General features: G+C 36.4%; 19 protein-coding genes. 7 read left to right on the plus strand and 12 right to left on the minus strand.

The genetic code is table 11. The annotated features are described in order from the left end of the window. Position 1: 1 nt before the first annotated feature. The 3 genes from C3K47_RS06490 to C3K47_RS06500 form a co-directional block, all read right to left on the minus strand. Positions 2 to 472 carry a GtrA family protein gene (locus tag C3K47_RS06490; protein ID WP_103788312.1) on the minus strand — a complete coding sequence of 157 codons (471 nt, stop codon included), beginning with the start codon at positions 470 to 472 and terminating at the stop codon, positions 2 to 4. A 47-nt stretch (positions 473 to 519) separates the two neighbouring features. Then, positions 520 to 1,854: a tRNA (N(6)-L-threonylcarbamoyladenosine(37)-C(2))-methylthiotransferase MtaB gene (gene mtaB, locus C3K47_RS06495; RefSeq protein ID WP_103788313.1), complete on the minus strand. Its 1,335-nt coding sequence runs from the start codon at positions 1,852 to 1,854 to the stop codon at positions 520 to 522. 222 nt (positions 1,855 to 2,076) lie between these two features. Beyond that, positions 2,077 to 2,637: a UbiX family flavin prenyltransferase gene (locus tag C3K47_RS06500; protein WP_103788314.1), complete on the minus strand. Its 561-nt coding sequence runs from the start codon at positions 2,635 to 2,637 to the stop codon at positions 2,077 to 2,079. Between the two features lie 299 nt (positions 2,638 to 2,936). On the opposite strand from C3K47_RS06500, the gene C3K47_RS06505 reads away from it, so the two are divergent. Beyond that, positions 2,937 to 3,431, plus strand: a complete 495-nt coding sequence (locus C3K47_RS06505; protein ID WP_262508177.1) for a thioredoxin family protein — start codon at positions 2,937 to 2,939, stop codon at positions 3,429 to 3,431. A 46-nt stretch (positions 3,432 to 3,477) separates the two neighbouring features. Here C3K47_RS06505 and C3K47_RS06510 read toward each other — a convergent pair whose 3' ends face one another. Beyond that, positions 3,478 to 3,858: a hypothetical protein gene (locus C3K47_RS06510; protein ID WP_103788316.1), complete on the minus strand. Its 381-nt coding sequence runs from the start codon at positions 3,856 to 3,858 to the stop codon at positions 3,478 to 3,480. A gap of 210 nt (positions 3,859 to 4,068) precedes the next feature. On the opposite strand from C3K47_RS06510, the gene C3K47_RS06515 reads away from it, so the two are divergent. Together C3K47_RS06515 and C3K47_RS06520 are read left to right on the plus strand one after the other, a co-directional pair. Further along, the gene (locus C3K47_RS06515; protein WP_103788317.1) at positions 4,069 to 5,406 is read left to right on the plus strand and encodes a cytochrome ubiquinol oxidase subunit I; all 1,338 of its coding nucleotides are present in this window, start codon (positions 4,069 to 4,071) and stop codon (positions 5,404 to 5,406) included. A gap of 3 nt (positions 5,407 to 5,409) precedes the next feature. Further along, positions 5,410 to 6,420 (plus strand): cytochrome d ubiquinol oxidase subunit II, encoded by a 1,011-nt coding sequence (locus C3K47_RS06520; protein WP_103788318.1) that lies wholly within the window; start codon positions 5,410 to 5,412, stop codon positions 6,418 to 6,420. A 103-nt stretch (positions 6,421 to 6,523) separates the two neighbouring features. Here C3K47_RS06520 and C3K47_RS06525 read toward each other — a convergent pair whose 3' ends face one another. The 4 genes from C3K47_RS06525 to C3K47_RS06540 all read right to left on the minus strand — a co-directional run bounded on the left by C3K47_RS06525 (position 6,524) and on the right by C3K47_RS06540 (position 11,127). Beyond that, a complete protein-coding gene (locus C3K47_RS06525; RefSeq protein WP_103788319.1) occupies positions 6,524 to 7,009 on the minus strand; it encodes a thermonuclease family protein in 486 nt (161 codons plus the stop codon). A 95-nt stretch (positions 7,010 to 7,104) separates the two neighbouring features. Next, entirely contained in the window at positions 7,105 to 8,412 is a 1,308-nt protein-coding gene (locus C3K47_RS06530; RefSeq protein ID WP_103788320.1) for a TolC family protein, read from the minus strand. Between the two features lie 77 nt (positions 8,413 to 8,489). After that, entirely contained in the window at positions 8,490 to 10,076 is a 1,587-nt protein-coding gene (locus C3K47_RS06535) for a DHA2 family efflux MFS transporter permease subunit (protein WP_103788321.1), read from the minus strand. Position 10,077: 1 nt separating this feature from the next. Further along, a complete protein-coding gene (locus C3K47_RS06540; protein ID WP_103788322.1) occupies positions 10,078 to 11,127 on the minus strand; it encodes an HlyD family secretion protein in 1,050 nt (349 codons plus the stop codon). A gap of 132 nt (positions 11,128 to 11,259) precedes the next feature. Here C3K47_RS06540 and C3K47_RS06545 point away from each other — a divergent pair, with 132 nt between their 5' ends. Continuing rightward, positions 11,260 to 11,760 (plus strand): MarR family winged helix-turn-helix transcriptional regulator, encoded by a 501-nt coding sequence (locus C3K47_RS06545; RefSeq protein ID WP_103788323.1) that lies wholly within the window; start codon positions 11,260 to 11,262, stop codon positions 11,758 to 11,760. Positions 11,761 to 11,847: 87 nt separating this feature from the next. Beyond that, positions 11,848 to 12,444: a hypothetical protein gene (locus tag C3K47_RS06550; RefSeq protein ID WP_103788324.1), complete on the plus strand. Its 597-nt coding sequence runs from the start codon at positions 11,848 to 11,850 to the stop codon at positions 12,442 to 12,444. Between the two features lies 1 nt (position 12,445). Here C3K47_RS06550 and C3K47_RS06555 read toward each other — a convergent pair whose 3' ends face one another. Beyond that, positions 12,446 to 12,910: an Lrp/AsnC family transcriptional regulator gene (locus tag C3K47_RS06555; protein WP_103788325.1), complete on the minus strand. Its 465-nt coding sequence runs from the start codon at positions 12,908 to 12,910 to the stop codon at positions 12,446 to 12,448. Positions 12,911 to 13,064: 154 nt separating this feature from the next. Here C3K47_RS06555 and C3K47_RS06560 point away from each other — a divergent pair, with 154 nt between their 5' ends. Then, positions 13,065 to 14,222 carry a histidine decarboxylase gene (locus C3K47_RS06560; protein WP_103788326.1) on the plus strand — a complete coding sequence of 386 codons (1,158 nt, stop codon included), beginning with the start codon at positions 13,065 to 13,067 and terminating at the stop codon, positions 14,220 to 14,222. A 55-nt stretch (positions 14,223 to 14,277) separates the two neighbouring features. On the opposite strand, the gene C3K47_RS06565 is transcribed toward C3K47_RS06560, so the two are convergent. The 3 genes from C3K47_RS06565 to argS form a co-directional block, all read right to left on the minus strand. Beyond that, the gene (locus tag C3K47_RS06565) at positions 14,278 to 15,498 is read right to left on the minus strand and encodes a hypothetical protein (RefSeq protein ID WP_103788327.1); all 1,221 of its coding nucleotides are present in this window, start codon (positions 15,496 to 15,498) and stop codon (positions 14,278 to 14,280) included. A 49-nt stretch (positions 15,499 to 15,547) separates the two neighbouring features. Continuing rightward, positions 15,548 to 18,049: a DUF2339 domain-containing protein gene (locus C3K47_RS06570; protein WP_103788328.1), complete on the minus strand. Its 2,502-nt coding sequence runs from the start codon at positions 18,047 to 18,049 to the stop codon at positions 15,548 to 15,550. Positions 18,050 to 18,201: 152 nt separating this feature from the next. Further along, positions 18,202 to 19,968 carry an arginine--tRNA ligase gene (argS, locus tag C3K47_RS06575; RefSeq protein WP_103788329.1) on the minus strand — a complete coding sequence of 589 codons (1,767 nt, stop codon included), beginning with the start codon at positions 19,966 to 19,968 and terminating at the stop codon, positions 18,202 to 18,204. 287 nt (positions 19,969 to 20,255) lie between these two features. On the opposite strand from argS, the gene C3K47_RS06580 reads away from it, so the two are divergent. Next, complete coding sequence (locus tag C3K47_RS06580) at positions 20,256 to 21,713, plus strand: arginine deiminase family protein (RefSeq protein ID WP_103788330.1); 1,458 nt, start codon at positions 20,256 to 20,258, stop codon at positions 21,711 to 21,713. Positions 21,714 to 21,771 lie beyond the last annotated feature (58 nt).

Consider the following 21,771-nt stretch of genomic DNA (forward strand, 5'->3'; position numbering starts at 1 on the left):
ACTAAATTGTTTTAACTTTGAAAGCGAAATATTTACCCAATAAAAAACTCATTACTGCAACTATCATAGCAGAAATTGCTCTTGAAACTGTTGGTTCCAAATGCAGGAACTCAACAAATAATTTCAGCAGAAAATAATTGGCGCAAAAGTTTACGGCTGCCACCACCATGTATCTAAATAATTGAACCCTGGTTTGAAGGTTCGAATTATTGAAAACAAAAAATTTACTGATTAAAAAATTGGTAATAAATCCGGCAGTAAATGACACGCAAAGAGCAGCTGTATGCCCACTTATTTGAGAACCTAAAAAATTGATCGGTTGTTGATACAGTATGTGATAATAGAAAATCCTGTATAAGCCAATATCAACAAGGGTTGATGTTCCGCCAGATATAAGAAATCTGAATGTTTTGTTTTCAAATATTGTTTTAGAAAGTATAAAAGCTCTTTTTCGGCGTTCTCCGCGAGGCATTGGGTGTTAAGATTATAAAGGGTTGTTCAACTCAAAAATGATCAGAATTAATGAACTAAAATCTCTTCTGCCTCTTTAATATCAACATCACCTTCATTGTTTATTGATACCAATTGGACATCTTTTAATTCATTTACCAAAACTGGATCGTACTTTACTGATACTTTAATATAGTTACGGGTAAAGCCATGCATTATTCCATCTTTGCAATCGGCTTCAAATAAAACCTGATAATTTTTACTGAGATTTTGTTCATAGAAAAACCGACGTTTCTTTTCAGATAAAATATGAAGCATTTTACTCCTGTCTGCCCGTTCTGAACCTCCTACAACACCTTCAAAATCAATCGCTGGGGTATTTTCGCGTTCTGAATAAGTAAATACATGCAGATAGGAAATATCGAGCCCGTTTAAAAAGTTATAGGTATCGAGAAAATCTTCTTTTGTTTCACCTGGAAAACCAACAATCACATCCACTCCGATACAACATTCGGGCATTAATGATTTTATATGTGCAACGCGCTCAGCATACAACTCACGTTTATATCTGCGGCGCATTAGTCCTAAAATTTTATTATTACCTGATTGTAATGGAATATGAAAATGCGGAACAAAACGTTTCGATTGGGCTACAAACTCAATTACCTCATTAGTCAACAAATTAGGTTCAACCGAAGAGATGCGAATCCTGTCTATACCATCCACCTTATCTAATTCCTGTATAAGTTCCAGAAAAGTATTTTCATGCTTTTTATTGCCGTGTTCCCCTTTCCCGTAATCGCCAATATTCACTCCAGTCAATACAATTTCTTTAACTCCCGAAGCTGCAATTTCAGTAGCGGACTTAACAATATTTGAAACGGTATCGCTCCTGCTGGCACCCCTGGCTAAAGGAATGGTGCAGAAAGAACAAGAATAATCGCAACCATCCTGAACTTTCAGAAAAGCCCGTGTACGATCACCCACCGAGTAGGATGAAACGAACGTATTAGCTTCGTTGATCGGTTGGTTATGAATTTCGGCCTTCGGTTTTTTAGTGAGATCATTTATGAAATCAAGCAGTCTGAATTTTTCGGCCGCGCCTAAAACCAAATCCACTCCGGGAATATCTGCAATTTCTGCAGGCTTTAATTGCGCATAGCAGCCAATGATTACCACATATGCTTTAGGTGAATATTTTAGAGCCTCCTTTACAACCTTCTTACACTTTTTATCAGCGTTTTCAGTCACCGAACAGGTATTGATCACATAAACATCCGCACCTTCCTGAAATTCCACTTGCTTATAGCCATTGTCGGCAAACATGCGACCAATGGTGGAAGTTTCAGAGAAGTTCAACTTGCATCCCAGCGTGTAAAAACTAACTTTTTGAGGCGAATTCATAAGGCGCAAAGGTACGCTTTTTTTGATTTGTAAATTGGTTAATTTGAAATTTGGTAATGAGGTGATTAGGGGGATTGTTTTATTGTTTTATTGTTTTATTGTTTTATTGTTTTATTGTTTTATTGTTTTATTGTTTTATTGTTTTATTGTTTTATTGTTTTATTGTTTTATTGTTTTATTGTTTTACAATTTAACCATTTATCAATTTGACAATATTACCTCTTAATTCCCCCACCTATATGTTTCATCTTCTAATCCGATCAAATCAATTATCCGATTAATCACGGTAAGCGCTATTTCTTCGTGTGACTGTGGTTTGCTATAGAAAGAAGGGCTTGCGGGACAAATAATCCCTCCCGCTTCTGTTACCGTTTTCATATTATTAATATGAATAAGGCTCAATGGTGTTTCCCTGGTAATCAATATTAGTCTGCGACGTTCTTTAAGTATTACATCTGCGGCTCGTGTAATCAAATCATCAGAAACTCCTGCTGCAATTCGAGCTAAGGTACCCATTGAACAGGGAGCAATGATCATGGTATTAAACTTTGCTGAGCCAGATGCAAAAGGAGCCATAAAGTCTTTCTTGTCGTAGAATTTAAATGGATATTGTTGATATGAGTTATTATCCAATTCAAACTCCCAAACCTGTTTTGCGTTATCAGACATTACTATCCCAACATCATCAATCTGTTTATTTAACTGCATGAGTTTATCAAGCAATACTTTTGCATAAACTGAACCGCTTGCCCCTGTTATGGCCAATATAATTTTATGTCTCATTGATCTGAAAATCAGTAGTTAAAAGTATTCTGTAGATTGAATTAGTTTTTTGTCGATACAAATTAACGCTTTATGATTATTTTCACACAGCAAAGTAATGAGTATAAAATCCGTCAAATGCATCGAAATAAAAAAAGGGCCGATTAATCTCTTAATCGACCCCACATCTACCTATGAAAAACATGCCCTGGGTGGGCACTACAAAAGTAGAAAGATTTACCAGATTATTAAAATAATTTATAAAAAAAGTTAAGCATATGCGTTTTAAATCCTTTAAAAAGCGTTTTCCAATACCCTTAATGGCCTTTTTAATACTGTCTAATTTTTGTTACAGTCAACAGAAAAATGAAATTAGATGGTTAAACATGCAAGAAGTTGAAGCACTTATGAAAAAGAAACCTAAGAAGATTTTAATTGATGTTTATACTGACTGGTGTGGTTGGTGCAAAACCATGGACAAAAAAACATACCTGAATGAAGGTGTTATTGAAATAATTAACAGGGACTATTACGCAGTAAAATTTAACGCTGAAACCAGAGATACGATTACGTTTAACAATAAGGTATATGCTTATAATCCTAACTACCGTTGTAACGAATTAGCAGCGGCTTTATTGAATGGTCAGATGTCGTATCCCAATACGGTGTTTATGGATGAAAAACTTCAAGTACTAACTGCTGTTGCCGGTTTTGTAAATAGCGATGAGTTTATTCCTATTCTGAATTACTTTGGAGAAAACCACTATTTAAAGAAGAAATGGGAAGAGTATAAATCGACTTTACAAAAAATGTAAAAGCAAAGAAGCCTTTCAAAATTAAGTTGAAAGGCTTCTTCTATTATTAATTGTATTTCGTTAAGAAGGAATTGTACTCAGATTTTAATTCATCAAAGATCTTTTGATAAGAACTTGTTCGGCTTCTGAGTTCTTCTGGATCATCAACCGTTAATTGATTTACATCAGACCCATTTTCTTCGGCCTTGAGTTTAATAGCCTTATCTGCTTGTTTCAAATCGTGAAATAACTCATCAGAAACTTCACTATGCCTGATAAACTGGTTTTGAAAGTGTTCAACAAAAGGCATAGCGTCGGCGTTTCTTTTTTTAACCACCTCGGTTAAGCTCGAGTTAAACTTTTTTAGTTCATCTCTAACCGTGTTTACCAGGTTTTTCCATTCTGTAATTTCTCCGTGTAAATCGGATGCTTGAATTGTGCTGTTCATACGCATAATTTTTAATTAATGAACAATTAGAAGAGTATATCCGGTGGGATATTATTTGTATAAATTTTATAAAAAAATACCTTATTCCGAAATCAATTTTCCTAAAAAATGAACCTCTTTCAGATACCCCGATTAGCTGGTTGAGTAGCAATTTTTCGGAGAAAAAAATAATTTTCAATGTTGCAACCGTTCTTTTAATAAATTTGAAGTATGGATAATTTACTAGCCGCCCGTTCACAAATGGCCCTTTCCCTGGGCTTCCATATCATATTTTCTTGTATAGGCATGGCAATGCCTTTTTTTATGGCCGTATCTCATTATAAATGGTTAAAAACAGGCGACGAGCAGTTTAAAAACCTTACGAAAGCATGGAGTAAAGGGGTGGCAATATTTTTTGTTACTGGTGCCGTTTCAGGTACTATGCTGTCGTTTGAATTAGGTTTGTTGTGGCCAACATTTATGAAGCATGCAGGTCCCATTTTCGGAATGCCATTCTCTTTGGAAGGCACTGCATTCTTCATTGAAGCAATTGCCTTAGGCTTTTATTTGTACGGATGGAAGAAATTCAAACCCTGGTTCCATTGGTTTACAGGCGTTATGGTTGGAATAACCGGATTAGCCTCTGGAATTTTGGTAGTTTCAGCAAACGCATGGATGAACAGCCCTGCCGGTTTTGATTTTGTAAATGGAGAGTATCTTAACGTCGATCCGATGAAAGCGATGTTCAATGAAGCCTGGTTTTCACAAGCCTTACATATGACCATAGCCGCTTTTGTATCTACTGGATTTGCGGTGGCAGGCGTACATGCTTTAATGATTCTAAAAGGCAAAAACACCTTATTTCATTGGAAAGCATTTAAAATTGCTATTTCATTCGGAGCTGTTTGCGCCATTTTACAACCCATAAGCGGTGACATTTCTGCCAAGGATGTAGCCCAACGCCAACCAGCCAAGCTTGCTGCCATGGAAGCGCATTTCAAAACTGAAGAAAGAGCTTCTTTAATAATTGGGGGAATCCCGAATGAAAAAGAGAAACGAGTTGATTATGCAATTAAAATCCCTGGTGCCTTAAGTTTTTTGGCTCATGGTAACTTTAAGGCTGAGGTTACGGGTTTAGATCGTATTCCGGAGAATAATCATCCTCCTGTTGCCATTACCCATTATGCATTTCAGGTAATGGTGGGTTGCGGAGTAATTTTGATGCTATCTGGAATTCTATTTTTAATCGCTTTTTATAGAAAGAAGAAATGGCTCGAAGCTAGTTGGTTTTTCAGACTTTTTGCCATTCTCACACCTCTGGGTTATATCGCTCTTGAGGCAGGTTGGGTAGTTACTGAAGTAGGTCGTCAACCTTGGATCATATACGGTGTGATGAGAACCTCCGAAGCCGTAACTCCAATGCCTGGCATCCAATATTCATTTTATCTATACTCATTGGTTTATTTATCCTTAAGCGTAGTGGTTACCTTTTTGTTATATCGCCAAATAAAAAATATCCCACTTAAGTATGATGCAAACAACATCCATCCATCTTTAACTTTAAAATAAGTAATGCTTTATATCGATATTGCCTTTTTAGGCCTTTCCATCCTACTCTATTTATTGTTTGGTGGTGCTGATTTTGGTGCAGGGATTATTGAGTTATTTAGCTCCGACGACATTAAAAACAAAACCCGTCAACTTACCTATAAAGCTATTGGCCCCATTTGGGAGGCCAACCATATGTGGCTAATTATTACCATTGTGATCTTATTTGTAGGTTTTCCGATAGTTTATACTACCATTACAGTCCATCTTCATATTCCTTTACTGATCATGCTATTTGGCATTATTGCAAGAGGTACTGCATTTGTATTCCGACATTATGATGCGGTTAAAGACGATATGCAAAAGGTATATAATCTGATCTTTGTTTATTCAAGTTTTATCACTCCCCTATTTTTAGGCATTATTGCTGGTGCATTGATCAGTGGAAAAATTGATCCGGTGGCAGTTAGTTTTCAGGAAGCTTTTATAGCCCCGTGGTTTAATCTATTCTCGCTTAGCGTTGGATTGTTCACTGTTTGCATTTGCGGTTTCTTAGCGGCGGTTTATTTGATTGGGGAAGCTAAAACGACTGAAGATGCCGGTATTTTTATTTCAAAAGCAAAGTGGATGAATATTGCCACTGTTTTATCGGGTGCATTGGTATTTATAATTTCAGAGATGGAATCTATTGGAATTTTTAAAGGGTTATTGACGAATCGAATTAGTTTATTGGCCATTATCGCTGCTTCAATTTCGTTATTCTTTTTGTGGGATTATCTTCTAAAGGGAAAGAAAAACAGAGTGAGAATATTGGCTGGGTTTCAAATCACAATGATCTTATTTGCTGTAGGATATGAGTATTTTCCTGCTTTTGTTTTGTTGAAGAATAACTCATTTATATCACTGCTTGAAAATACGGCCCCTTTAAGTACATTAACAGTCTTAGGATGGGCGCTAATACTGGGCAGTTTATTTATTCTCCCGGCTCTATTCTATTTATATTATAGTTTCCAGCATAGGGAGCAGGAGGATTAGGAAGTAGAGCCAAGAAGTAAGAGATAAGAATCAGGATATATCACCCAACAATTTGTCAATTCAACAAATGTTCCTGGTTCTTTATTCTTGATTCCTGAATCTTTTATTCATATTTCCAAAGCCCCAGATTTTTGCTGCGAGCTTCGCGTTCGAGTTTTACAAAATACTTGGAGAACTTAACGTTTGGAGGAAAAGTAGCAGCTTTTGCATATCCGAGAGCAACTAATTTTTCATTAATAAAAACACCGTTAGGCAAATAAACGTAAGCCAATGTTCGTCCGTAACGGTCTTTTTTGCTAACATCATATTCCAGCTTTACCTGTTTATCTTTCAATAATGCAATTAAAAAAGACTTAGCCTGTTGGCCATAAACACCAACCTCCTTGTGAGCCGATCTATGGATCTCGGGTGCATCAATGCCAATCAGTCTGATCTTTTCAGTTTGATTTTTACCATTAATAATCGAGAATGTATCTCCATCAACAACCTTTTGAACGATATAACACCGGCTTCCGGATTCAGATTTTGGTGAATTAATTTCAATTGCGCCGAAAAGCAGCAATAATATGGTGGTTAAAAGATTGGGCATTTTGATTTATTGGTTTGATTGGCGGATATACAAGAAACCGGCGCTCTCATCACTGATTAGCGCCGGCAATAATACAACCTATCTATGTATTTTGCTTAATTATTGTTCCAAAACTGTACACCCATTAAGCGTTTTAAAGCTAACTGGGTGGTTGCTAGTTGATATTCGAATTGAATTTGATCGACCTTAGCCTTTAATAAATTACTTTGAGCATCCAACAATTCAATATTGGTAATTACACCATTTTTGAATCTTGAGTTAGCCAGGTCAAGTGCTTTTTGAGCTTGTTCAACCTGGGTTGCTGAAAATGTAACCTTTTCACGTTCAGTACTTTCATCTGCAATGGTTTGCTGAATATCTTTTTTAAGGTTAATGCTTACCGCATCAGTATTGTATTCAGAGGCTTTGTAGTTGACTTTTGAGATATTATGCTCATTGTCGTTACGCCCTCCCGTATAAATTGGAACAGATAAAACCGCCCCAACATTATAGTTGAACTTCATTTTGTAGAGATCGCCAGGGAAATAGCCGTTTTTATAGCCTGTCCCACCAACAAAGCGTAAAGCCGGAGCCCAATTCTTTTCCGTTATTTTCAGCTCACTTGCGGCTGCATCCTGACGAGATTTTGCAGCAGCTAAATCAGGGTTGGTTGCCTGTGCTACAGCGAAAACTGAGTCCGCATTATGCTGGGTAAGTTGGTAATCGAAACTCTTAAACGGAATTGAACTGCTATTGTAAGAAGTACCTGCCATAGTGTTCAACAATATAACCTGCTTTTGAAGGGAATTCTGTAGTTCTGTTTTACGATTGATGGCATCATTCAACTTAACCTGTGTCGATACCAAATCAAACTCAATACCTACACCATTACGAATACGGCTGTCAATGATCTTTTTGGTACCGTTTAACACCTCAATTTGGGCGTCAATGGCATCAATACTTTTGTTCAGAAAAATAATATTGTTGTAAACATTGGCCACACGATAAGCAAAACCAAACGAGGTGCTCTTGTACTGACTTTCCACAACCTTTTTCTGACTCTTACTTTTATCAATATCTGCCTTGGTTTTCCCAAAATCATACACCAGCTGATTTACTTTAATACCAGCATCCCATTGGTCGAGTGGGTAAAAAGAGAATTGCTCCGGTCCAAAGTTAGCGTAAGAATCAGGGTACACGTGATGATAAGCAGCGTCGCCTGTAACAGTTGGTAAGTATTTACTTTTGGTGATTTCAGTTTGAAAATCGCTTACTTCCAACTGAACCTTTTGTTCTTTTAATGTTGGGTAATAATCGATCGCCTTGGCAACAATGCCATTTAATGACGCTGGTTCATTGGTTTGCGCCTGTAAAGAGGTAAATGCAAACAATGAAATTATACCGAATACGTATTTTTTGTCCATCTATCTTTCGATTTATTTTTTGATTGTAGTTGTGAATTGAAAATGTAGTTCAATTTACTACAAGCTATTATTATTTACTAATGTGCTGCCTCTGCTGCTGCTTTTTGAGCTTGTTCAGCTTCTTTTTTGCTCATGGTTTTACGTTTTACCAAACCAATTAAAGGAAGGCAAATAATAAAGAAAATGCCCACCAAACGAAATGCATCCTGATAACTTAGTAATGCAGCCTGTTGATTTACAATTCCATCGATCATGTGTAAAGCCTGATCTTTTGCACGGGTCAAATCAGCTCCTTTACTCATAAAAAAGCTGGTTAATTGATTGATACGTTGAGATGAAATAAATCCACCATCTACATTACTTACCAAATCAACCCGGTGCGTGCCCATACGGTTGCCGATATAAGTATTGGTTATAGCAATACCAAAAGCTCCACCCAACTGGCGCATCATGTTGTTAATGGCAATCCCTTGTGGAATATCTTTTGGTGCTAAGCCCATTACTGCCTGGTTGGTCAACGGCACCGTTAACATAGCTGCTCCCACCCCACGGATGATCAAGGGATGAAAGAAATCCCAGCTACTTGCATCGGCATTAAAGCTGGCCATCCAAAAACAAAATCCTATGTAACAGGCAAAGCCAACACCTACGAATAATTGAGGAGAGGTTCCTTTAACCATCATTTTACCTACAATAGGCAAAATGAAAAAGGCACTCAAGGTCCCGGGAATTAATGAAACACCCGTCATAGTTGGAGTGTAACCCATTAATCGTTGAACCATTACCGGGTAAATAAATACGGCCGCAAACAACCCGTAACCGAAAATAAAGGTTAAGATTGTGGTAAAGGCCAGGGTTTTATTACCCATCACCCGGATGTTAACCACCGGTTCTTTTTGCCGGAGCTCCCAGAACACAAAACCTACCAGACCGACAATTGCGGCAATGGTTAAAACGGTGATATAGTTGGTGTGGAACCAATCTTCCGATTCGCCTTTTTCAAGGACAACCTGTAACGCTCCAATTCCTACAGCAAGTAATACAATTCCAATCACATCAATATGCATGTTTTTGCGATCGATACTGTACTCTTCCGGTTTCTTATCAACAAACAGGTAAACTAAAACCGCGGCAACAATACCTACCGGAACATTGATATCGAATATCAATGGCCAGTTGAAATGATCAATGATCACACCTCCTAGAGTTGGGCCGAAGGCAGGGCCAACAATCACTCCCATACCAAATAAAGCGGAAGCAAACGGACGTTCTTCAGTAGGAAATGAATCAAATAAAAGAGCTTGAGATGTAGATAGAAGCGCGCCACCACCCACGCCTTGTATGAACCTGAAAATAACCAGTTCAACCAAACTGGTTGATTGACCACAGGCATACGAAGCAATGGTGAATAATATAATGGAGCCGAGATAGTAATTTTTCCGCCCAAAATAACGAGCCAAAAAGCCTGTCATCGGAATGATAATTACGTTGGCAATTGCGTATGATGTTACCACCCAGGCAATATCTTCAATTGACGCACCTAAACTGCCGCTCATTTGCGACAAGGCAACGTTTACAATTGAAGTATCAATCAGCTCCATGATCGCTGCAACAATAACTGTTATTACAACAATCCATTTTTTAAAGCCTGTTGGAGTAGCCATATTACTTAACCTCTACAGAAACGTCCAAACTTAAGCCTGATTTTAAATACTCGCGGTATTTATCTGGTTCGTTCAATTGGATTTTTACAGGAACACGCTGGGTAACTTTAACGAAGTTGCCGGTGGCGTTGTCAGGAGGTAGTAAAGAGAACTTGGCGCCCGTGGCTTCAGAAATTGAAACAACCTTACCTAAAATGCTTAAATCAGGATAACTGTCGATAGTGATTTTGGCAGCTTGACCAACTTTGATCTTCTCAATTTGAGTTTCTTTAAAATTAGCTACCACCCAAAACTCATTATTATCAATAATGGTCATTAATGACTGACCGGCTTGAATATATTGTCCGTTCTCAATGTTCTTTTTACCGATTTTACCACTTGCTGTTGCAACAATAGTCGTATAAGAAAGCTTCAGTTTTTCTTCATCTATTTTAGCTTTCTTGAAATCAACATTTGCCTGGGCTTTAGCTACAGCAGCCTGCATCATTGGAATTCTAGAAGCTGAAATGGCTACATCTTCCTGTGAGGCTACTATTTGTTTTTGGGTAACATCATAATTGGTTTTCGAATCATCAACTTGTTTCGAAGTGATGGCCTGGTCTTTAAATAAGTTTTGATCACGTTTATAATCAGCAGAAGCCTTATTAGCTTTAATTTGATTTAAAGACAAATTGGTTTTGCTCAGGTTTGCGGTCAGTTCCGTATTCTTTAACGAAGCCTTTGCGCTTTCAAGATCAGCCAAAGCCGTTTGATATTCAGCTTCCATTTGTTTCAGGGTTATCTGTAACTCATCGTCATCAACGGTAACAATGGTATCCCCTACTTTTACTTGTTGATAATCCTGAACATTTACGGTTTTTACATAACCTCCTACACGCGATAAAATTGGCGTCATATGACCCTCAACCTGTGCATTATCAGTGCTTTCGTGGGCTAAAAAGAAAGTAATGCGCTTATAGCCATAAATACAAGCAGCGATAATCACTATACCAATTATCACGCGGCTAACAATTTTCTTACTTGGATTTGATGTAGAATTCTCAGTGCTCATAAATTTTAAAATATTTTACAAAGGTAAACCACGTTGACTATATTGTCAACCTTATTGACTATTTTTGTAAAATAAATTTACATATTGCACTCTGAATGTTATTGTAGCTGCAATCAGAAACGTGAGTATTTTATGAAAGAACGATTAAAGGGTCAACTTGAGCAATTAACGGATTTAAGAAAGAAAAGTCTTAGCCGAACAGTTCATAACCTAAGAATGCATTTAAGCAGTAGACTTACTAAACGTATCCATGAAATGGGCTATCTTTCGTGCTCGTTTCAACATACAGCCATTTTTGCCAACATCGATATTGAGGGAACCAATATTGTGACATTAGCCGATAGAGCTAATATTTCTAAACAGGCGATGAGTAAGCTGGTTAAAGACATTGAAGAAATGGGCTATGTAGAGACGATTAAAGATCCAAAAGATTCAAGGGCACTTCTGGTTATTTTAACTGATTTGGGAGCTGAATTAATAATTAACGTTCAATCATGTATTACAGAGATCAGGAATGAGGTGGAAAGGGTTATCAGTAAGGATAAACTCGAAACCTTCATGTCCATTGCCACCGAAATCAACGAATATTTTGATCAGGATAACAGATCAGAAAAAGGATATAAGGTTCAATAAATAGTAAGAGTGTACCGCCAATGAGTCTTTTTTGTAACATTCTTTTCTATGCCTCGTTAAAATATTACGAATACACTAGCTATTTAAATGACGCCTATTGCTGCTGCTTTAAAGAAACACAAAAACTTTATTCCAATTATTTTTCTTCTAATTCTATCAATTAATACTTTAATCAACTTAATAACATTAGAAGAAGCTATTGATGGTGTATCTTATCATAGGCATTTTTCAATAAAAAATTATTTAGCATTTGCCTTGCTAGCGATTTTAACCGTTACTTATTGTTATAAAAGAGTTTGGTTCAAGAACTTACTCGCTGTTTTTTTATTATTAAGCTTAGCCAATCTTATTAACTTCACTTCAGGCGAATATACAGGTGACCTGAGCTTTAACTCACTTTCTATTGGTTTTGGAGAAATAGGCTTTCTTTTGATCCTTTCTTATTTCTTTATAAACTATAAGAAAGTCAAAGCGTATATCTTTTCATCGGTAACCATTGAAAAAACGGCTATTGAAGAGGAATTCTATTATAATGAGGAACTCGAAAAATTTAAAAAGAACCTGGGACATTACTCAAATCAAGAGTTGGAAGGTTTAATTTACGCCAATAAACTCGTTCCTCATGCCGTAATAGCAGCCAAACAAATAATTGAAGAAAGACAATCAGTTGATCCACAATTGTAGATTAAACAATCTCCATCGCTGTTTCATTTTTAATCTCTTTTAAAACAAAACTACTTTGCAGATTAGAAATATTGGGAATTTGAGATAATCTGTTTAGCACAAACGAATGATAATCGTTCACATCTTTAACAGCTATTTTCAATAAGTAATCATGATTACCGGCTAAACACAATACTTCGAGCACTTCCTTAAAATTGGTAATGGTTTGCTCAAAGATCACCAGTGTTTCCATTGATTGCTGTTTTAAGGTAACCGTGCATAATACCAGCAGATGTTTGCCAATTTTTTCACGATTTACAATAGCTACATATTTCTCTATAAAACCATCTCTCTTTAAGCGGTTAATGCGCTCATAAGTAGGTGATACACTTAAACCTATAGCTGCCGAAACATCTTTTACACCCAATGAAGAATCTTTCTGAAGCAGATTTAAAATTCGAATATCAATTGAATCAAGCCTATCCATAAACTGTTTTTCCTGTTATTACCATCAAAGTCATCAAAGTTCAATAATATTTCCTAAAAAAGTTAATTAATCAGAAACAATTACTGATTTAATAAATTTAATAGAAACATTTTTCACCAACATCTACTTTTGCAGAAGATTAACCTACTAAACGATGAATCACTTAAACCAATCTGATCGCACCCATTTGCATGAGTACATGCAGAAAGCTACTGAAAGAAGTAAATACTTTATTGGTTATCCAATTGCCCGGGATTTTGATTATTCAGAACTGTACCCTCTTTTAGAACTACCTTTAAATAATGTTGGCGACCCACAGGTTGAATCGACTTATGATTTAAACTCACGTTCACTTGAACAAGAGGTACTTGCTTTTTTTGCCGAATTATTTAAAGCCCCTGAAAACAATTGGTGGGGTTATGTTACGAATGGTGGTTCAGAGGGTAATCTTTATGGTTTATATGTTGCCCGTGAGTTATATCCAACCGGAATCGTTTATTATTCAGAATCAACCCATTATAGTGTTCAAAAGAACATTCAACTATTAAACCTGAGAAGTATTGTTATTCGTACGCAGGAAAACGGTGAAATGGACTATGACGACCTACGCCAGATGTTGCAAATGCACCGCGATCAACCGGTTATTATGTTAGCCAATATTGGAACTACCATGACCGAGGCGAAAGATGATCTGGGACAAATTCAAAAGATATTCAGAGACCTGGCCATCAAAAACTCTTACATCCATTGTGATGCTGCATTGTCAGGTACCTATAGCGCTTTATTAAAATTAAATCCTGGATTCGATTTTACCTACGGTGCCGATAGTATTGCCATCAGCGGTCACAAATTTATTGGTTCTCCTATACCTTGTGGATTAGTGCTGGTGAAAAAAAATTATAAAGAACGTATTGGTCGTTCCATACCTTACATAGGTACAGTTGATACTACCATTACCGGTAGCCGTAACGGCCACAGCCCTATTTTTATGTGGTATGCCATTAAAAAAATGGGTAAAAATGGATTGATCCAACGTGCATTAGCAGCTTTAGCAATGGCTAACTATACAGTTGAAAAATTAAACTCAATTGGTGTAAAGGCTTGGAGAAATCCTGATGCGCTTACAGTGGTATTTCCACAACCATCTTACAAGTTGCGTCAGAAATGGCAAATAGCAACAGAAAATGGCAAAAGTCACGTTATATGTATGCCGGGTGTTACACAGGAACAGATTGATCAATTTGTAAGTGAACTGGAAGCAGAACTAAATGAAAATACTTCCACTCCCAATCGTCTCCTTTCGTCAATTTAACTTTTCATTATATTTCATTAGATTGATCGGCTTAGAGGAAACTTTAAGCCGATTTTTATTTACCCTTCATTTCCCCAATCATTTTAAAAGAAATCAAGAGCAAGGTTCCTACCAATACAATCAAGCCGGTCCAGATCCAATTTTTACTACCAAAGAACACAGAAGTTGATGATTCGGTTAGTTTTTCAACCGACTTAATTTCACCTACCTTCAATACCGGTAGATTACCGTTGATTTTATCTGTAAAATAGCTAAGATCATATTGAGGCGATGAAATGATGGTGGCATTCCCAAAGTTCAAGCTATAAATTTTATCCTTCTCCAGGTAAGCAGTTAGATAATATCGCTGTTGAAATGCTTCTATCTGTTTAAAAACTAAAGGCTGATTATCTTCATTTTCAACAACCAAATACACCGTGCTTTCTTTAACAGGATTATCCAAAGTAACTTCTTGCATTCCACCTGAAACTAAAGAAAATGAACTTATAGGGATGTATTGAATGGCTGATTGCTTTTTATACCGAGGAGTTTTTTCATTTTTTAATGCCAGAAAAGCTTCTCTTTTAAAAAACTTAGGCGACTTAACATCAAATAACAACTTTCTTATAAGAAATGGCTCTTTAAACGTTAGCTGTAGAACCGTTTGATGACTGTTTGAGCTCTTTACTTTGGTAATTACCGGAGATGGAACCTGATCATAATCCGAATTATTGATCAACGAAGTATTAAATTTTCCAACATTTTTAATAAACAATGGAGCACTTAATGAATCATTGATCTCCAATTTATAAAACTTATAATTAGTGGTTGGAACCGTGATCGTATAAATTAATTCTGTACCTGATTTAGAAGAAGAAGCCTCAAACGGATCCAAACTTATTGAATTGTTTACTACATACCATTGTGCGTTATCATTACTCCCACTTATAGATGCGACTTTCTGTACTGCAGTATTGTTTACTACCATGCTAAATTCATTTAGCTTAGCGGCATTTTCATTGGCAAATATTACCGATGTAAACTGCTTGGAAGTTTCTATTTTTTGAATAATAGTAAACGGAGTGAGTTTAGTTTCGTCGTATGCTAATGGTTTAGTGCGCAAAATATAAGATACGTCCTTCTCTCCTTCTGTTAATCGTATGTCGAAAAGATCAGGGCTCTTTAGTTTGGCAATGATCTCAGGCAAAAGTACTATGTCGTAAAACCCATTTTTATCAACTGTATTCAAAGAACCTTTCCACTCAAAAGATTGAGCATTGGATGTCGTTGAACACATGAAGCAAAAAAGAAAAAGTAAATAGCTCCTATTCATCAATATAAATTGGCTAAGATTCAATTTGAATTTCCCCATTATCATCATTCGTATTTTCCTGCGATGCATCTGATAGAAGGATCCGTTTTAATCGTTGATACATAAAAGATATTACAAGTAGTAAAGCTCCCAGCGAAAGAAAAGCTGCGATTTTACCGCCTTCAGATAATCCTCTTAAATCAAAAACAAAAAGCTTAATTAATGTAACCGCGAATACCGAAAGAGAGATAATACGTACATTTTTAGACTTCCAATGCATTCCTAAGTGGATAAGGATAAACGCAAAAACTCCCCACAAAATCGCATAGCCTGTTTTATGAGTTACTTCAGTTAGGATATCCGCATAGGTTTCAGGATTTCCGTATACCGCAGCCCCAATATGATCAAGTTCAGAGCTTAAAATGAACACCATACACACAGCGGCAAACCACTGAAAAATACGCAACAAATTTTCATTTGAAAGCACTTTAACAAGTCTGTAAACCTGAAATAGAGTAACAAAGAACAAAACCACTAACACGATTTGCAATAAGACATCGAACGTAGAAAAACCATTGATCATGTTTTGCAAGCGAAGTAAAATAAGCTGATTATTATAAAAAACAGGGTATGCTATCAGGTTAATTAATCCTACTGCACCTAAAAATTGCTTAGCAAAAAGAGAAATCTTTTCTTTTGCTCTTACTGAAAGATACAAAAGGATGGCAATGAACATATAGTTGTAGCAACCTACTATTATAAACAACTCTTCATTAAAATAATAAGCAGCCTGATAGTTGATCTCCAATCGGAATAATACATAGATCAGTATAACTGAAATTACCGATAATGCAGTTTTGTAAGATTCAACCTTAATACCATCTACTAAATGACTTTCTGATTCATCATTTTTTAACAGCTTAAGGGTTGTGTAAACTGAAACAATTGCAGCCACACCGGTAATAAAACCACTGTTGCTAAACGGCCTTAAAAACTTAAGGGTGGTTTGATAGATCGCGCCTGTATTGTAAATAGCGATCCAATCCATTGCTAAGCTGATAAACATTAGTGTCATAACAATTACGGATGCAACTCTTATATACACAATGCCCGATTTTTGTGATAACCAGAGTAATAAAACTGCCTCTGCTGCCCAGAATAGAGTAATGTAGTTACCATGCAACTGTATTGGCGCAACTAAACTGCAGAATGTTAACACTAAGCCAATCAACAGGTAAATCAAGTTCTTATCAACCCGCTCATTTTTATACAATACATATGCAAATACTAGATTAAATACGGCTAATAATGCTGTAAACAGACCTTGATAGACTTCTGCTTGCATACTGTTAAGCACCAGTATCCCGGCAGAAAAATAAAAGAAGGTATTACTTAATAAAATACTTATTTCGGCTGCATTAAATCTAGTTTTCTCTTTGATATTGTTGATTATGTTCATTAAAAAGAAAACAAAATAGAATAGCGTAGCAAATAGTAGAGCGCCGACATAAGGAACATTTTCAGCATCACTACCAACCATAATTACTTTAGTTGAGAGCCATGCCCCAAACATTATTATCGTAAAGGCATAGCAAATGATGTTCAAAATATTCCATTTTTTAAAGTAAGCCAGCACCAGCATACCGATGTTTAAAATCAGGATATAGGAGAACAGTACAACATAATTCCCTTCACCGGTGCTAATCATTAATGGTGAAGTAAAGCCGCCTAAAATGGCCAGGATAGCCAACTCTTTTCTATCATAACTTATAGATAATAACACGGCAAAACCGGTTATCAATACCATTATTAAAAATGCAATTGTTTGGCTGAAAAGCTGATATTGCTGAAAGGCTATGGTAATAGTAAAATAAAGTATGGCAATGCCACCACCAACTAAAACCGAACTGAACGCAGCAAATGATTTACGCATTCGGTGAGCGATTGTAATTAACGCTCCGCCGGTTACAATACCAATAAAGGTTCTGCCTATTTCGTTGATCCAGTTTTTGTCGATAGCGTATTTAAGGAAAAAGCCCATCCCTAATACCAAAATTGCAATCCCAATTTTATTAAAGAGGTTTTCTCCAATGTATTTTTCCAAATCCGGATTACGTTCAAGGAATGATTTTTTAGTGGGAATTTCTTCAGATTGGTTTCTAAGAGCTGCTGATGCCTCGGCAAATGAAGGTATTGATTGTTCCGGTTCGTAAGCAGAAATTCCTGAATCAGATAATGTTAAATGATCACTTTCTTCAGGGAAAAATAATCGCTCAGCATAGATTTCATCCTTTTCAGGTGAGGGTTCAACTTCCGGCTTAACAACTGAACTAATCACATTAGGCTGTACATCTATTGCAGTTTGGGTAGACTGTTCTCCTTTAGGTTCAACTTTAACAGATTGACTATTGATTAGCTCTGTAAGCTGATCAATTTTATAGCTTAAGTAAGTTGATTTTTGATTTAAATCGTTCTTTTGCTGTATTACCACAACCAAAATAACCAGGAGAAGGATAAAAATTAATGCTTCAATCATAAGTAGAAAAATTACAGCCAAAATTCATTTTACGCAGCAATATGTATTATTGTTTCAGGTTACTAACATAATGATTAAGATTAGTACTTAAAACAAAAAACACCGATCCATCTTAAAGACGAATCGGTGTTGAAGAATATCTCAATTGAAAACTACATTCGTTCAGGAACCTCAATTCCTAACAAAGAAGTTCCGCGGTTAAGTACATCAGCTGTTAATGACGATAAGGCCAAACGGAATTTCTTCAGTTCCTCATCTTCATTTTTCAATATCGGATTATCGTGATAGAATTTATTATAACCTTTAGCCAGTTCATATAAATAATTAGCTACAGATGCCGGGTTATAATTCTCGGCTGCGTCAGCAATAATAGTTGGGAACTTATCTAATTGTTGAATTAGTTCGCGCTCATCTTTATTGATGGTTTCGGGAACAATTCCTGCAAAATCGGCCTGCTCACTTTTACGAATTACTGATTTAATACGAGCATAAGTGTATTGAATAAACGGACCTGTGTGTCCCTGGAAATCAATGGACTCATTCGGGTCGAACATCAAACGTTTTTTAGGATCGACTTTTAGCAAATGATACTTTAATGCACCTAAGCCAATTTTACGGAACAGCTCTATTTTCTCTTCTTCCGTAAAATCATCCACTTTACCCAAATCTTCTGTATGCTGACGAGCAGTATCGATCATTTCATCAAGCAAATCATCAGCATCAACAACTGTTCCTTCACGCGATTTCATTTTACCGCTTGGCAAATCAACCATTCCGTACGATAAGTGATAAAGCCCTTTTGCCCAGCTTTTTCCCAATTTATCCAGAATCAAAAACAAGACTTTAAAATGATAATCTTGTTCATTACCTACCACATAAACCGATTTATCCATCTGGAAATCATCGTGCTTCAATTCAGCGGTTCCTAAGTCCTGGGTTATATAAACTGATGTTCCGTCTGAACGTAAAACAAGTTTCTCATCCAAACCGTCCGCAGTCAGATCGATCCAAACTGAACTATCTGGTTTACGGAAAAACACTCCCTTGGCAAGACCTTCCTCGATAATATCTTTACCTAACAAATAGGTATTCGACTCGTAATAGTATTTATCGAAATTAACACCCAAGTTATTGTAGGTAACATTAAAACCTGCATAAACCCAGCTGTTCATCATTTTCCAAAGCTCAATAACCGCTGTATCTCCTTCCTCCCATTTCTGCAGCATTTGCTGTGATTCAATGATTAAAGGAGCTTGTTTTTTAGCTTCATCTTCAGCTAAGCCCTGAGCTTTTAATTCATCAATCTGTTTCTTGTATTCTTTGTCGAAAATCACATAATACTTCCCAACCAAATGATCACCTTTTAACCCGCTTGACTCAGGAGTTTCTCCGTTACCAAACTTTTGCCAAGCCAGCATTGATTTACAAATATGAATACCCCTATCGTTCACCAGGTTAGTTTTAATTACCTCATAACCTGCAGCACCAATAATTTGTGCCACTGAATAACCCAAAAGATTATTACGAACATGACCAAGGTGCAAAGGTTTATTAGTATTTGGCGATGAATACTCAACCATTACTTTTTTTCCGTTTGACGGAGCAAAACCAAAGTTGGAAGTTGAGGCATTGGTTTTATATCGATTGATCCAGTAAGAATCATCAATAACAATATTTAAAAAGCCTTTTATTACATTAAAATCGGCTATTTCAGTAACATTCTGTTTTAAAAATTCACCAATTTCCTGGGCGGTAACATCAGGAGATTTTTTAGAAAAACGAGTAAAAGGAAATACAACAACAGTTACGTCGCCTTCAAATTCTTTACGTGTTTCTTGTAGAGTGATGTCAGAAGAAGTTAAGGTTTGATTGTAGAGTGTTTGAACAGCTTCTAACGTTTTTTGAATAATAAATTCCATGGGCCAAAAATATCAAATCTGCGCAAATTTTAGTTAGCTGATTTATAATAAACCTTGGCCTTAATTACTTGATTCTGCATCCATAATTACCCATTATAAACTTAGTACAAGATTTTTTTAACTTTTTTTGTTCAGCATTCCATTCATGAAAACAGAGTTTAAATGATTTAAACTCACAAAACAGACCAAATACACAATTAAAACAAATCAAAAATGCCCCTCACAGACTCACAATGGCTTTTTTATGTGCTTTTTTGATTTAGATTTGTATTCCAAACTAAACTTTTATGTCGTTTAATAATGTAGAAAACAAAGTAAATGTAACCTCTGAAATTGGCACCCTTCGCCGTTTGTTGATCCATAGTCCGGATAGCGGACTGGGTAAAGTTGTACCATCAAAAGCACAAGATTGGTTATTCGAGGATATTGTACACCTTGATACCATCCGCCGAAAAGAGTACGATTATTACGTTAAAATTTTGCTTTATTTCCTTGATCCAGGAAAGATCAAAGGAAAACTTGCCCATATTGATGCAGAGTCATCAAACCGTAGCTTTTTTAAACCCGACAGTGCAGACTTTCACAACTCCGACAAAGTAATTGAACTGCAGGTTCTGTTGAAAGATATTCTCAAAAACAAAGACATTAAGCTAAAAATTGTAGCTTCGGTATGTGCCATAGAAAATTGCACTTACGAGTTGCAAAATGAACTTATTGCTTTACCGGAAGACCAATTAGCAAAAACTCTTATTTGTGGTTCAATTGACGAAGAACGCATGATCTTCGCCCCTATCCCGAACTTTATCTTTACCCGCGATATTGGAATTACTATCAATAATTTCATCCTATTGAATAAAGCCGCCAAACAGGCCCGTGCCCGTGAATCAGTTTTATCAAAATATATCTTCTTTAATCACGAGGTCTTCGCGGATTACCGTAATAATATCATCGAAATTCCCGAACATGTTCATCATTTCTTATTACCTGATGAAGAAAACCAGGATCGTAAAATAACATTAGAAGGTGGTGATGTGATGGTGGTGAGCAAAGATCACTTAGTGATTGGCTGCAGCGAGCGTACTACATTATATGCTTGTAACCAGGTAGTTAAAACCCTTTTCAAAAAAGAAGTGGTTAAAAAGGTAACTGTGGTTAAAATTCCGAAGAAACGTGATTTCATGCATATCGACACAGTATTCACACAAGTTAAGAGAAACGTTTGGGTAATGCTGGGTTCACTAGGCCGAAAATCGGATGCGATCAATGTTAGAGTTACAGAGATCATTGAAGAGATGAAAGACATCCGTAAGGAAGACAAAACGCAGATCATTCAGTTTAAGATCGAAAATCCTTTAGAACCTACCTATTTCGAATACCTGGAAGACCTCCTGGATGATATCAGCCGAAATGATCTTGGAAGTACAGAAGAAACCAAATTCATTTACTCAGGTAACAATAAATTTCCATATGATGCACGCGAACAGTGGACAGATTCATGTAACTTAGTGTGTATCAAGGAAGGTGTTGTGTTAGGTTATGACCGAAACGACAAAACGGTAGAAGCCTTTAAGGAAAATGGATTTTCGGCTATTCATGCGCATGATCTGGTTCAAAAGCTGGAAAGTGGCGAGATTGATACCGAAACAATTACTGACACCATCATTTTAATGCCTTCTGCTGAACTATCTCGTGCAAGAGGAGGCTTCCACTGCATGAGTATGCCAATCTTAAGAGAAAACGTTTAATCAATTAAGATGGGGAATTGTCGAAAGCAACTCAATTCTCCATCTTAATTTCAATCAA

Source organism: Solitalea longa, assembly GCF_002920915.1.
GTDB classification, from domain to species: domain Bacteria; phylum Bacteroidota; class Bacteroidia; order Sphingobacteriales; family Sphingobacteriaceae; genus Solitalea; species Solitalea longa.

Bases quoted from the DNA above. Each gene is read 5' to 3' on its own strand.
- C3K47_RS06510 (WP_103788316.1), bottom strand. From the start codon at position 3,858: ATGAACAGCACAATTCAAGCATCCGATTTACACGGAGAAATTACAGAA.
- C3K47_RS06525 (WP_103788319.1), bottom strand. From the start codon at position 7,009: ATGCCCAATCTTTTAACCACCATATTATTGCTGCTTTTCGGCGCAATT.
- C3K47_RS06545 (WP_103788323.1), top strand. From the start codon at position 11,260: ATGAAAGAACGATTAAAGGGTCAACTTGAGCAATTAACGGATTTAAGA.
- mtaB (WP_103788313.1), bottom strand. From the start codon at position 1,854: ATGAATTCGCCTCAAAAAGTTAGTTTTTACACGCTGGGATGCAAGTTG.
- C3K47_RS06505 (WP_262508177.1), top strand. From the start codon at position 2,937: ATGGCCTTTTTAATACTGTCTAATTTTTGTTACAGTCAACAGAAAAAT.
- C3K47_RS06515 (WP_103788317.1), top strand. From the start codon at position 4,069: ATGGATAATTTACTAGCCGCCCGTTCACAAATGGCCCTTTCCCTGGGC.
- C3K47_RS06490 (WP_103788312.1), bottom strand. From the start codon at position 472: ATGCCTCGCGGAGAACGCCGAAAAAGAGCTTTTATACTTTCTAAAACA.
- C3K47_RS06540 (WP_103788322.1), bottom strand. From the start codon at position 11,127: ATGAGCACTGAGAATTCTACATCAAATCCAAGTAAGAAAATTGTTAGC.
- C3K47_RS06565 (WP_103788327.1), bottom strand. From the start codon at position 15,498: ATGTGTTCAACGACATCCAATGCTCAATCTTTTGAGTGGAAAGGTTCT.
- C3K47_RS06555 (WP_103788325.1), bottom strand. From the start codon at position 12,910: ATGGATAGGCTTGATTCAATTGATATTCGAATTTTAAATCTGCTTCAG.
- C3K47_RS06580 (WP_103788330.1), top strand. From the start codon at position 20,256: ATGTCGTTTAATAATGTAGAAAACAAAGTAAATGTAACCTCTGAAATT.
- C3K47_RS06530 (WP_103788320.1), bottom strand. From the start codon at position 8,412: ATGGACAAAAAATACGTATTCGGTATAATTTCATTGTTTGCATTTACC.
- C3K47_RS06500 (WP_103788314.1), bottom strand. From the start codon at position 2,637: ATGAGACATAAAATTATATTGGCCATAACAGGGGCAAGCGGTTCAGTT.
- argS (WP_103788329.1), bottom strand. From the start codon at position 19,968: ATGGAATTTATTATTCAAAAAACGTTAGAAGCTGTTCAAACACTCTAC.
- C3K47_RS06550 (WP_103788324.1), top strand. From the start codon at position 11,848: ATGACGCCTATTGCTGCTGCTTTAAAGAAACACAAAAACTTTATTCCA.
- C3K47_RS06570 (WP_103788328.1), bottom strand. From the start codon at position 18,049: ATGATTGAAGCATTAATTTTTATCCTTCTCCTGGTTATTTTGGTTGTG.
- C3K47_RS06520 (WP_103788318.1), top strand. From the start codon at position 5,410: ATGCTTTATATCGATATTGCCTTTTTAGGCCTTTCCATCCTACTCTAT.
- C3K47_RS06560 (WP_103788326.1), top strand. From the start codon at position 13,065: ATGAATCACTTAAACCAATCTGATCGCACCCATTTGCATGAGTACATG.
- C3K47_RS06535 (WP_103788321.1), bottom strand. From the start codon at position 10,076: ATGGCTACTCCAACAGGCTTTAAAAAATGGATTGTTGTAATAACAGTT.